This is a genomic window from Flavobacterium ginsenosidimutans (assembly GCF_037478105.1).
GTDB classification, from domain to species: domain Bacteria; phylum Bacteroidota; class Bacteroidia; order Flavobacteriales; family Flavobacteriaceae; genus Flavobacterium; species Flavobacterium ginsenosidimutans.
The window spans coordinates 4,587,608-4,600,634 of the sequence record NZ_CP147988.1; the positions used below are offsets into that span (position 1 = coordinate 4,587,608).

Genomic DNA, 13,027 nt, shown 5'->3' on the forward strand with positions numbered 1-13,027 from the left:
AGTCACAAACTTTCTGCATTCTAATTGAGATTTTATCTTTACGCTTATTTTTTTAATAAAGCATTCCCTACTGACTTCAAATTCTATGGGAATATTTTCATAAATAACAAACTGAAAAAAGTCTTTAAAATATTTTTTTAAACTTGAAAATAATTTATTCAATATACAGAATATTTAGATGCAATTATTTCAACATAACTATCGTTTCCTGTAACAATATAATGCTTTAAATCAAATCTCATTTTTGGGTCATACTTCTCAATATTCTCTTTTAAATAAGCTGAATCCATCACTTCGTAAAATCCTGAATCAAAAGGTTTTTCATTATCTCCAAAGTATTTGATTAAATAATTACTGTAATTTGACTCAAAAAAATTTAATGTTACGCATTTTACTTCCGCCACAATAAAAAAATCAATTTCTACACGAGAATATTCTTCATTACCATTTTTTATTACTTCAATAGCAATTTTTGCACCTTTAGATTCAGTATAAAACAGTTCAAGGTCAATGGTCGAAATTTTGAAATTAGAATTTAATGTTTTTAAAATAAGCATAACAAATTATAGCTGTTCAAAGGAAAAAAAAATAATAATTTTTCTTACAAATAGTCGGTTTTTAATAGAAACTAAAAAGAGTCTTACGACTTAGTTTATTAATCCAATAAAAACACGATCAATCCGCGCGCGCCGTGAGCTCCAAGAACTAATGACTGCTCGATATCAGCCGTTTTTGACGGACCAGCGATGAAAGTTCCGAAACCGTATTCCATGTTTCCAATTCTTTGATACGCTTGCTGCATTGTTGGCACAAGATCTTTTTTATGAACGATGATAGCTAAATATTGTGCAATGAAAGGCGCAACACGCTGTCCTAAAATATCATCCGTTACCCAAAGTCCACTGTTTTCTGCTACGCCAAAATGTGCTTTTACAACCGTTAATTCAACATCTTGAAGCGAATGCGGATCAACTGTTTTCCAATCTAAAGAAGCAATCTCAGAAAGTTCTGGAAGCGTTGTAATTAATCGTTTCTCCAGATTGTAATTAGATTTAATGTAATTGATAATTTCATTATAATCAGCAACTTCTACAGGATCTCCTCCAATTCCTTTTAAAACTGTTTTGTAGGTTTCTAATACATCAAATTGTTCAGAACCTAAAAGATTTAGATCAGGCAGTTCTGCAACCTCATTAGGCTGATTCAGTTTTATTCTTTTTAAAATTTCGCCTTTACTACTCATTCTTTTTATTTTTAGATTCTTTCGAATTTTTCTTGTACCATTCTCTAAAAGATTCTTCTGGAACATCTGGCATTTCGCGCTGATCGTACCATTTATTCATTTTATTATTGACCATTCCTGGAACGTTCTTCATTACAAATCTTCCCGATTTTCCAGCAATATTAAAAACTGTTGGATTCGCCAATACCGTCGCCATCGTTTTCATTGCAACCGTTTTGGCAGTTGGTGTATGCCCTTCTTTTACCAAAACCTGACGCCATTTGTACAATTGATCGTGAATATCAATTTTTACGGGACAAACGTTGGTACAAGAACCGCAAAGTGTACTTGCAAAAGGCAGATCGGCATTTTTGCTCATGTCTAAGTTTGGTGCCAAAATAGAACCAATTGGTCCTGCAACCGCATTGTGATAACTATGACCGCCGCTTCGTCTGTAAACTGGACAAGTGTTCATACACGCTCCACAACGAATACATTTTAATGAGTTTCTAAAATCTTCTCTTCCTAATTGTGTACTTCTTCCGTTATCCACAATTACGATATGCATTTCTTTACCGTCTCTTGGCTTCTTAAAATGACTTGAAAAAGTAGTAATTGGCTGTCCTGTTGCACTTCTTGCCAATAATCTCAAGAAAACGCCTAAATGTTCTCTTTTCGGAATCAATTTCTCGAATCCCATACAAGCGATGTGAACGTCTGCTAAGTGCGCGCCCATATCGGCATTTCCTTCATTCGTGCAAACTACAAATTCTCCTGTTTCTGCAACAGCAAAATTGACTCCTGTTAAAGCCACTTTTCTAGTCAAGAAGGTATTTCTCAAACTATGGCGAGCAGATTCTGTTAAATACTGCGGATTGAAATTTCCTTTTTCGGTACCCAAATGTTCGTGGAAAGTTTCACTTACATCTTCTTTCTTTAAGTGAATGGCCGGAAGTACAATATGACTCGGTGGTTCTTTTCGAAGCTGTACAATATATTCACCTAAATCAGAATCGATTACTTCAATTCCTTTTTCGGCTAAATAATCATTTAAATGGCATTCTTCTGTAAGCATCGATTTGGATTTCACCATTTGCTTTACATCATGTTTAGCCATTATAGAATGTACAATTTCGTTGTGTTCTTTGGCATCGGCTGCCCAATGTACAATTATTCCGTTTCGTTGAGCATTTGCCTCAAATTCAACTAAATAATCATGAATATTAGAAAGCACATTAAGTTTGATTTGAGAAGCTGTTTCGCGCAACAGTTCCCAATCTGCTATTTGGTGCGCTGATTTATCTCTTTTAGCACGCACAAACCATAACGTTTCATCGTGCCAATTGACACGCTCTACATCTTTATTGAACTTTGTTGCGGCTTCGCTGTGCTGTATTATTTTTTCTGATGACATTTTCTATTATTTAAAAGTCAATTTTGAAATGTTTATTTAACCGCAAAGTGCGCAAAGGAAAAAGCGCAAAGTGCGCAAGGATAAAAATTAGCTTTGCGAACATTGCGTAAAACTTTGCGCACTTTGCGGTTAAATTTTATACTCAACATTTATTTTTAGTTTTCGAGTGAATTTAATATTTCAGCAATGTGAATGGTTTTGATTCTGCTTTTTTGCCTTTTTAGAATTCCATCCAAATGCATTAAGCAAGACATATCTCCACCAGTAATATAATCCACATCATGACTTTCGTGATCTTTAATACGATCTTGTCCCATTTTTACAGAAACTGCTTCTTCGGTAACGCAGAACGTTCCTCCGAAACCACAGCATTCGTCTTTTCTAGTTAAAGCAACCAAATCAAGACCTTCTATATTGTGTAGTAGTTGTTCAGGTTTCGAGAAAAATGGTGCGTTTAATTCAGACATTTGCGAAAGCTTTAAACCGCGCTGACCGTGACAGCTTACGTGCATTCCTACTTTAAACGGAAATTTACCGTCTATGTGGTCAATTTTTAAAACGTCGGTTATAAACTCAGTAAGTTCGTAAACCGTATTTCGAATTGCTGTTGCCTTCTCTTCTTGTTTTTCGTCATGCAAATGGTCTTTTACATGCAAAACACAACTTCCCGAAGGACAGACGATATAATCAAATCCAGAAAAATTGGCAATAAAATTGGCGTCACATCCTTTTGTTAAATGTGCGTAACCGCTATTTGCCATTGGCTGTCCGCAGCAGGTTTGCCCCATCGGAAATTCGACGTCACAACCTAACTTTTGTAGTAATTCGTAGGTTGCGATTCCTACTTTTGGATAAAATTGGTCGACATAACAAGGTATAAAAAGTCCAATTTTCATGTTGTAGTATTTAGTGTGTTGTTCATTTTGGCGTGTACTGTAAAAATGTAAAAAATACGTTTCTCAGCAAATTTACAACATACAGATCGTTTTTACCTAATGTTTATAGAATTTCAAGTCAATTAAATCGTTCTGAATTGGTTTTGGATTCCAATTATCATGAATCGCCAATGCTGCACCCAAAGCACTCGCCTGCGCCATCGAAGCGGCATAGACTTCAATATCTGGAAAAGCTTCTGCTAATAAATTCATATAAATTGAATTTTTACTGAAACCTCCATCCACAAAAATCTTTTTTACAGGACTATTATGAATTACCAAATTGGTAGAAAAAACTTGCTGTTCTACCAAATCCAGCATTAATTGGTGATAGGCTGTTTCGTAATTTTTATAATGTGAAAGATCTCTTTTTTGAAAAGGGCATTCTTTCAGTATATCAAAATTATATTTCTTAGGATAAAAAATTTGATAATTAAGCGCTCGCAAATTGGCTACAATCTTCTTGTCAAAATAAACTTCTTTGTAGGTATCAACTGGAACATTAAAGTGCTGCGCCAAACGTTTGGTTTGCACTTCGTGCTCGTTTCCTGCAAATAATCGTGCCGCTTTTACGGGTTTCTCTGTGTACTGCATATAACACAGACAATCGTTTTGCGATTCGTCAAAAGTTAAAGGCTTATTATTGAATGGATTTAAAGAAATACTCCAAGTTCCTGTAGACAACAATACAAAAGGTTCTGTAAAATTGATTGTATACGGAATAATGGCCGATGAACTATCGTGAAGACCAACTCCTATGGCCAGATCATCACGAGTCATAATGACATCTTTTCCAAAATGAATTGGTGGTATTTTTCCTGAAATACCCTCTTCTTTCAACCATTTATGGTATTTCATTTTTTTGAAATTCCACAAATTGGTATGGCATCCAATACTGGTAATATCAGCGTATGCTTCATTCGTCAAAAGAAAACTTAAAAACTGTGGCAAGTGTAGACAGTATTTTACATTTTCGAATATTTCAGGCTTTTGTTCTTTCAGTCGGTAAATCTGCATTCCCGAATTTAAACTGCCCAAAACAGGAGAAGCTGTTTTTACAGCAAACTTTTTTTCTCCTTTGTATTTTTCATAGAAATGAGATTTTAATTCCTCTGGATAATCTTTTAAATAATTATACAGAGGAGTTAAAACTTTTCCGTTCTCGTCTATATAAACAAAACTTGCTCCGTAAGTGCTGAAATTGATGGCTTTTAAAACATAATCCTTAAGCTCTTTTATTTCAGATAATCGATCTAAAACCCAATTTTTAAGTACTTCGATATCTTCGCAGGGAAATCCATCTTCGTCTGCGGTTTCCTCCAGATTAACCGATTTCTCCCAGACAATTTTATAATTTTCGTTAAATAAAAAAACCTTTTTGTTTGTTTTACCAATATCAAAAATCGCAACTACATTCATTTTTTTAATTGTAAATTGTTAATTATCAAATGTTAATTATAGTTCACAATTTATAATTAACAATTAATAATTTATAATTATAATCCAGTTGCCATTGTTTTTAAACCTCTTTCTTCGATAAGATTTTGTCTTACTTGAATCGAACGGTATAATGCTACAGGGTTTAAAGCCGCTCCAGAACGAAGACGAGCTTCGGCAACTAATGCGCGAACATCTGTACGGAAAGCATTTTGAAGAATTTCCTGTGCTTTTACCACGTCATTTTCTTCTTGTGCTTGTTCCAATGCTTTTCTATCTACAGAAAGTGCCTGAGCATAAGCAATCATAATCGCTTCAACAGATTGCAATAAATCTTCTAATGGATCTTTGATGTTGTGAGAAGCGTCGATCATCCAACCTAAATCTTTGGCGTGATTCATTCCTCTGGCATCCATTCCTTCAACTAATTCATTAAAAATCAAGAACAATTGATATGGTTTTAATGCGCCTGCAGTTAAATCGTCATCACCGTATTTTGAGTCGTTAAAGTGGAATCCGCCTAATTTGTTTTCCATCAATAATAAAGAAACAATCTGCTCAATATTAGCATTTGGAAGGTGGTGGCCTAAATCGACTAAAGTCTGCGCTTTGTCGCCTAACTTTTTAACATACGAATAAGACTGCCCCCAATCAGCTACTGTCGTAGAATAAAAGTTAGGCTCAGCACATTTGTATTCTAAAAATAATTTCCAGTTTGAAGGTAATGCATCGTAGATTTCTTCTAAACTTTCTAATGTATTTTGATAAGCTTTTCTAAAGTTTAATTGTCCTGGGAAGTTAGAACCATCTGCCAACCAAATTGTTAATGACTCAGATCCTAATTCGATTCCGTGTTTAATAACTTCAATATTATGAGCAATTGCTTGTTTGCGAACCGCTTTGTTTACATTTTGTAAAGAACCGTATTTGTAAGTGTGCTCAGAGCTTGCTTGATCTTGAAAAGTATTCGAATTCATAGCATCGAATTTTAATCCGTGCTGATTTGCAAGTGTTTTGATTGCTTTATAATCAGTTGGAATATCCCACGGAATATGAAGTGAAATAGCTCCCGAAGCATTGTTTAATTTGTGAAGCAAACCAACATCTTCGATTTTTTCTTCTAAAGAACGAGGTTCTCCTCCTCCAGCGAAACGTCCAAATCTTGTTCCTCCTGTTCCTAAAGCCCAAGATGGAATGGCAATTTGAAAGTCGATTAATTTTTGAATAATCGCTTCTGTATCATTAATTTCTGATGCTGTAAAAACTAATTTATTTTGGTGTTTTTTTAATAAATCCTCGTTATGAGATTCGATGTGGTTTGATCCGATTAACATAGTTATTGATATTTTAATAGAGTTTACAATATATAAATTTTATATGTCTAGTATATTTATTTTAACACATAGTTCTGCCGTTTTAATACCGAAATTTTTGACGCTGATTTTACGGATTCGCTATCGCGAAAACGCTGATTGACGCAGATTTTATTTTCTGGTTTCACGCAGATTTAAAAAGGATTTTAGCAGATAACGCAAATCTTTTTTTAATCATCTAAAAATTAAAATCTGTTAGATCTGCTTAAATCTGTCTAAATCTGCGTGAAACAAAAAAATCCTTCTTTTTCAGCGTTTTCGCGATAGCGAATCCGAGTTATCTGCGTTCTATATCTTAATCTTATGTGTTTTAAATATTTTTTGAACTTATAATTTCTATAGCTGTTAAACTCTGGTTGTACTTCACTTTTTTGTTAAGTTTTCTTTGTTAAAGCGAATTGTTATATGCTAAAAAAATCTAACGTTCGAAAGAATTCGAACGCTAGACCACAAAAAACCACTTTTGCTTAAACAAACTTATATAAAAAACCTAAACAATCTTTATCTATAAAAGCCCATGGCAACGCCACCGTCTACGTTTAATGCGTTTCCTGTAGATTTATCAAGTAAACCTCCAACAAAAGCATAACAAGCGTTAGCAATATCATCTGGCAATATGATTTCGTTTAATAACGTACGTTTTGCATAGTAAGCCGGAAGTTCTTCAACTGTAATTCCGTATGCTTTTGCACGACCTTCTGCCCATCCGCCAGACCAAATATTGGAGTCTGAAATTACAGCATCAGGATTTACTGTATTGACACGAATTTTATCAGCTCCAAGTTCAGCAGCCATTAAACGTGTTAAGTGCGCTTGTGCCGCTTTTGCCGAACCATAACCTGGATTATTCGGACCAGCAACAACAGCGTTTTTAGAAACGATATTTACAATATCTCCTCCAAAACCTTGTTTGCGCATTACTTCGATTCCTGCTTTAGAAACAATAAATTGTCCTTTTACCAAGATATCATATAATCTATCCCACTCTTCTAAAGTGTGTTCTGCGATAGATTTAGAAATACTGATTCCAGCATTATTTACCACAATGTCAACACCTCCAAAAGCTAAACAAGCTTCGTCTAATGCTTTTTCTGTGCTTGCTTCATCAGTAACATTCAACAAAGTGCTAGAAACGGCATCTTTACCAAAAGCTTTAATAAACTCAGCAGATGCACCTTGCAAACGCTCTTCATTAATATCATTAATTACGACACAAGCACCTTCCTGCGCGAATTTTTTAGCGATAGCTTTTCCAATTCCGCCTGCAGAACCAGTAATTAAAGCTACTCTTCCAGATAATGCTTTTGGTTTTGGCATACGCTGTAATTTTGCTTCTTCCAATAACCAATATTCAATATCAAAAGCTTCTTGGTGAGGCAAAGAAGTATATTCAGAAACTGCTTCAGCACCTTTCATCACGTTTACAGCATTGATATAATATTCAGATGCCAAACGTGCCATTGTTTTATCTTTAGCAAAAGTGAACATACCAACTCCAGGATATAAAATCACAACCGGATTTGGGTCACGCATTGCCGGCGAATTTGATTTTTTACATGCATTGTAATAATCTTTATACATTGCACGATAAGCTTCAAATGCAGGAGCTAATTTTGCTTTCACAGCTGCAACATCAGATAAATCTTCGTTTGGATCTAATTCTAAAACCAAAGGACTGATTTTAGTTCTTAAAAAGTGATCTGGACAAGATGTTCCTAATGGAGCTAATTTCGCCAAATCATTCGAATTAATAAATTCCAAAACTCTTGCATCGTCTGTATAATGGCCAATCATTTGACGTTCTGATGAACAGAAACCTCTTAAAATCGGCGCTACTTTTGCTGCTTTCAATTTACGGTCTGCTTCTGGAAGACTGTCGATTTTTTTACCTCCAAAAACTGGACGTTTCTTTCCGTAGTTATCTTCCAAATAAGAAGCACATTTCTCGATTACTTCCAGCGTATTGATATAACTATCAAACGCAGTGTCTCCCCAAGTAAACAAACCATGAGAACCTAACATGATTCCGCGTAGTTTTTTACCGTTTTTCTCCGCTTCTTCTAAACAAGCTCTCAACTGAAGACCAAGATCAAATCCTGGACGTTGCCAGCCTACCCAGCCAATTTCTCCGTTGAATAACTCTTCTGTGATTTTCTTTCCATCTTTCGCTGCAGCGATAGCAATTGCCGCGTCTGGATGTAAGTGATCAATATGTTTGAATGGAAGAAAACCATGTAAAGGCGTATCGATAGAAGGCGCTTTTGAAGCCAAATCAAAAATACAGTGGTTGAATAATTCTACCATTTCATCTTCAAACTCAATACCTCTGTAAACATTTTCAAGGTTACGAAGTCTGTCTAAATACAAAGCCGCACAACCTGATTTTGTCAATGTTCCAATATCACCGCCAGAACCTTTAATCCACATTACTTCAGAAGATTCTCCCGTAAGAGGATCTTTGTCGGTAATTTTTACAGAAGTGTTTCCACCTCCGTAGTTGGTCAATCTTAAATCAGCTCCTAACAAGTTAGAACGATAAATAAAAAGCGCTACTTCATCACCTGCTAGTTCTGCTGCCTTAGCTTCATCCCAAAGGTAGCTTACATGCTTAAAATTCATATCATTAATTGTGTTTGTATTCGACATATAGTATTTTAAATTATTTCTTGTATTTATAATGAGTTACCAATTCCTACCAAAACGATTGCAAGCATAATAAGCCCGATTCCCCAGAAAAAAGTTCTTAATGTTTTTGTGGAAACTCCTTTCCATTCTTTCAAATAAAATCCCCAAAAGTTTGCTGTTAAAATGATAGTTGCCATATGCAGAATCCATGAACTGGCACCATTTCCTAGTTTGCTTTCTCCCATTCCGTAAAAGAAAAACTGTAAAAACCACATGGTTCCAGCAAGAGCAGAAAACAAAACATTTTTAGTTATTGGAGTAGATTTATCAGTATAGTTTTTAATTGATTTATTTTTAAAATTCAAGTAAAGACACCAGATAAAATTGGTTGTAAGTCCTCCCCAAAGCAGAACTACATAAGTCACATTGTTTTGAAATAACGGATTAGCCCCATTTACAACAGCTTGTTCTGCCATTGATTTTCCAGCTTCGATTCCGTAATTAAAAAATGAACTTAAAATTCCTGAAATCACGGCTACAATGAGACCTTTTACTAAATTGAAGTCTTTATCCTTATCTTCGTGACCTGTTGCAAAATCCTTTTCTTTCAGCATTCCTGCTTTTCCAGAAATGGCAATTCCTATTAGATATACAACCACACCCAATAAAACGATCTGCCCGCCAGTATTCGTAAGCATGTGAGAAAATGAAATCTTCCCTTCTGTTGGAACAATATCATAATAAATTGAAGGAACCAAAGCTCCAAATGCAGAGCAAAATCCTAAAGTAATTGAATTTCCTAAAGACATTCCTAAGTAGCGAACGCCCAAACCATAAGTTAAACCGCCAATTCCCCAGATTAATCCCATTGTAAAAGTGAAGGTTTTAATAGATGGAGAAGCAGTAGCAATAATTTCTGTAAAATTTGGAATCGTTAGATAAGCTGCAACTGGAGGAACAATTAGCCAAGAGAAAAATCCTCCCACAAGCCAATAGCTTTCCCAAGCCCAGTCTTTTACTTTTTTAAAAGGCATATAAAAACTACCTGAAGAAAATCCTCCGATAGAATGAAAAATGATTCCTAATAATGACTCCATATTATTGTTTTTGGTTTAGGTTAGGTTTGTTAGTGATTTGGTTTTGTAAAATAAGAGAATGTAAAAAAGAAAACTGTCCTGTACTATCCTTTATGGTTTTCGTATTTTTTGTTAAAACTAGAGATTATTAGAAATAACAGCCAGCATTTTTTGGGTAAATAAATTTAAAATGGCTACTTTAGCAATCGATTTCGTAATTATTGAATCCGCATTCGGGTTAAAATTTAGAAATTATAAAAAAAAGATTACAAGCCTTAGCAAATTCTCTTTTTTGATAAGTAAAATAATTTTGCTCGTAAGATTATTTGATTAAAGAGATTTTTTTAATAAAAGTTAGATTTAAAAGTGAGTTTCGTTGAAACACGAAGCAGATTTCCTCAAATGAACATGATTAAACTTATTAAAATAGACGAAGATTCGAGAGTTCCTAAATACAAACAAATTGTGGACTCTATTCTTCAGAACATTGCCAACGGAAATTTAAAAATCAATCAAAAAATTCCTTCTATAAATAGTTTCAGCGAAGAATTTTATATGTCTCGCGATACTGTAGAAAAGGCGTACAATATTTTAAAGGAACGAAAAATCATTTCTTCGATTAGAGGAAAAGGCTATTATATTACAAGAACTAAGCTTGAATCTAAAGTCAATATTTTGTTTTTGACCAATAAGCTGAGCTCGTATAAAATGAAAACTTACAGTTCATTTATTAATACTTTGGGAGCTAATGCACTCGTTGATCTTCAAATTTATCATTGCGATGAAACTCTGTTTTTGAATATTTTAGACAAATTTGAGGGTGCTTATGATTATTATGTGATTACAACACATTTCAAAACAGACGAACTGAAACACTTAAGTTTTACTGATGAAGTTGTTGCAGCAATAAAAAACATTCCGCAAGAGAAATTAGTGATTTTAGATAATATCAAATTGGGTGCTGGTGATGAAGTGATTAAAATCTATCAGGATTTTGAAAATGATATTTACAATGCCTTGAAAGAAGGTTTATCTAAAATCATGAAATACAAACGCTTAATATTGGTTTATCCAGACAAAGCTGTTTATCCTTATCCAAGAAGAATTTTACACGGATTTAGAAAATTCTGCGTAGAACATGAAATCAATTTTGAGATTCTGAGTGAAGTTTATGATGATATGATTTTGAAAAAGGGTGATTTGTTTATCACAATCGAAGAATCTGACCTTGTAAATCTAATGAAGCAAATTCGCGATGAGGAATTTGTTTTAGGAAAAGAAATTGGCGTAATCTCATACAACGATACACCTCTAAAAGAGTTATTAGGAATTACAGTAATGTCAACTGATTTTAATATCATGGGGGAAACCGCTGCCCGAATGATTTTGAATAAAGAAAAAGGTCAGGTAAAAGTGCCTTTTAATTTTATTGATAGGAATTCTATTTAAAGTTCTAAGTCGCTGAGATCCTGAGTTTTTTGAATGTAATCAAAACCTCCAAAATATCAAATATCTTGGAGGTTTTGATTTTTTTTTGAAATAAACAAAACACAATCCAACCTTTTTGCAATTTATTGTATCCTTATAATAAAAGGAAAACTATGAAAAACATACGCTACATTTTGTTGGTTCTATTTTGTATTTTACTCAATTCCTGCAAAGCAAAACTAATATATTGGCCTTATCCTGACACTCCTTATACTCAATTTTTAGACGGCTCTACATCTGGTGTAATGGTTACCAAAACCCAGCAAATTCTGATTCCTGCAAAATATGGTTGGATAGATCGATATTTGACAAGTGACAGTTATCCTCCAAAATCAAAAGATATTTTTTACTTTGGATCTTATAGGGCGGATACTGCTTTAATTTATGTGAAAAGTTTCCTTTTTAATGTAAATGGCAAATTGTTATATACTTTTGATGAAGGCGAAGATGTAAAATCACTTTTTTACCACAATAAACAACTTTACCTTATCACTAAAAAACAGCTTTGGGGTAAGGAAAAAATGCCAGGCGAAATCAATATGATAAATTGCGATGATAAATTATTTCGCTTAGACGCAAATAAAAATAATGCCGTTGAACTTTGCACTTATTCTTCAATAACTCATCTTGGCAAAAATATGATTTATATTAAGGATAATAAGCAGTTTGGGTGTTTTGATCTTAATTCTGATACAAAAATTCTGTTCAAAAACCATACTCGAGGATTTCAAAAATATTTATATGTAAAAGACAAAAATGAAATATGGACTCAGATAGACAAATCAGAAACCCAAAAAACAAATGAATATTACGATACCGTTATTGACAGTACATTAAACGTAAAACCTAATTCTGCTAAAAATGTTATAAGTGGCGATAAAAAATATTATTTTTCTGAAACTGAAAAAGGAATACAGATTATTGGTTTTGATGGAACTGCTTCTCCATTTGCATACCCTTTTCTTGAACCGGTTAAAAACAGTGTAATGTATGGCGCTAATATTTATTTTGGCAAAGAAATTATTCTAGATAAACTCTTTGTTTTTTCACCTCAAAAACAAGGAGATATAAAAGGCATTATAGATCTAAGTGGAAAAATTATCCTGCCAGCAGAATTTTCCAAAATTTCCATGAAAGATTTAAGTCCTACTACACAACCAAGTCCAGAGCTTATAAATTTTTTCAAGAATAATAACTTACTCAGTTTTCACTATTTTACAATTAAAAACGAAGGAAATTATAATTTGTATTCCATATACAATCCAGATGGCAAGGAAATTATTAACTTCAAAGACAAAGGCAATAATTGCTCGTACCAATTTGATTTTATGGAGAAAAAGAGATTGCAAATTAAGTTTTATAGCAGTGATGCTACTAAAACATATGATTTAAACACAAAAGAATTAATTTCTAATGAGCTAAGACGAAAGTAAAAACGCTTTTGTAAATTAAATCCC

General features: G+C 33.7%; 10 protein-coding genes. 2 read left to right on the plus strand and 8 right to left on the minus strand.

The window, feature by feature from the left end; genetic code table 11:
• Nucleotides 1–158: 158 nt before the first annotated feature.
• The 8 genes from V6624_RS19705 to rhaT all read right to left on the minus strand — a co-directional run bounded on the left by V6624_RS19705 (nt 159) and on the right by rhaT (nt 10,103).
• Nucleotides 159–557, minus strand: coding sequence for a hypothetical protein (locus V6624_RS19705; RefSeq protein WP_111289578.1), 399 nt, complete (start codon nt 555–557; stop codon nt 159–161).
• A gap of 98 nt (nt 558–655) precedes the next feature.
• Nucleotides 656–1,243, minus strand: coding sequence for a LutC/YkgG family protein (locus V6624_RS19710; protein ID WP_111289576.1), 588 nt, complete (start codon nt 1,241–1,243; stop codon nt 656–658).
• A complete protein-coding gene (locus V6624_RS19715) occupies nt 1,236–2,636 on the minus strand; it encodes a lactate utilization protein B (RefSeq protein ID WP_111289574.1) in 1,401 nt (466 codons plus the stop codon). Before V6624_RS19715 ends, V6624_RS19710 begins: the two co-directional genes overlap by 8 nt.
• 155 nt (nt 2,637–2,791) lie before the next feature.
• On the minus strand, nt 2,792–3,532 hold the full coding sequence (locus V6624_RS19720) for a (Fe-S)-binding protein (RefSeq protein ID WP_111289572.1): 741 nt from the start codon (nt 3,530–3,532) through the stop codon (nt 2,792–2,794).
• Between the two features lie 96 nt (nt 3,533–3,628).
• Nucleotides 3,629–4,990, minus strand: coding sequence for an FGGY-family carbohydrate kinase (locus V6624_RS19725; protein WP_111289570.1), 1,362 nt, complete (start codon nt 4,988–4,990; stop codon nt 3,629–3,631).
• Nucleotides 4,991–5,067: 77 nt separating this feature from the next.
• Nucleotides 5,068–6,342: a TIM barrel protein gene (locus V6624_RS19730; RefSeq protein ID WP_111289567.1), complete on the minus strand. Its 1,275-nt coding sequence runs from the start codon at nt 6,340–6,342 to the stop codon at nt 5,068–5,070.
• Between the two features lie 540 nt (nt 6,343–6,882).
• A complete protein-coding gene (locus V6624_RS19735) occupies nt 6,883–9,027 on the minus strand; it encodes a bifunctional aldolase/short-chain dehydrogenase (protein ID WP_338839913.1) in 2,145 nt (714 codons plus the stop codon).
• A gap of 26 nt (nt 9,028–9,053) precedes the next feature.
• Nucleotides 9,054–10,103: an L-rhamnose/proton symporter RhaT gene (rhaT, locus tag V6624_RS19740; protein ID WP_338839914.1), complete on the minus strand. Its 1,050-nt coding sequence runs from the start codon at nt 10,101–10,103 to the stop codon at nt 9,054–9,056.
• Nucleotides 10,104–10,490: 387 nt separating this feature from the next.
• Here rhaT and V6624_RS19745 point away from each other — a divergent pair, with 387 nt between their 5' ends.
• Together V6624_RS19745 and V6624_RS19750 are read left to right on the plus strand one after the other, a co-directional pair.
• Nucleotides 10,491–11,531 (plus strand): GntR family transcriptional regulator, encoded by a 1,041-nt coding sequence (locus V6624_RS19745; RefSeq protein ID WP_111290131.1) that lies wholly within the window; start codon nt 10,491–10,493, stop codon nt 11,529–11,531.
• A 125-nt stretch (nt 11,532–11,656) separates the two neighbouring features.
• A complete protein-coding gene (locus tag V6624_RS19750) occupies nt 11,657–13,003 on the plus strand; it encodes a hypothetical protein (protein ID WP_338839915.1) in 1,347 nt (448 codons plus the stop codon).
• Nucleotides 13,004–13,027 lie beyond the last annotated feature (24 nt).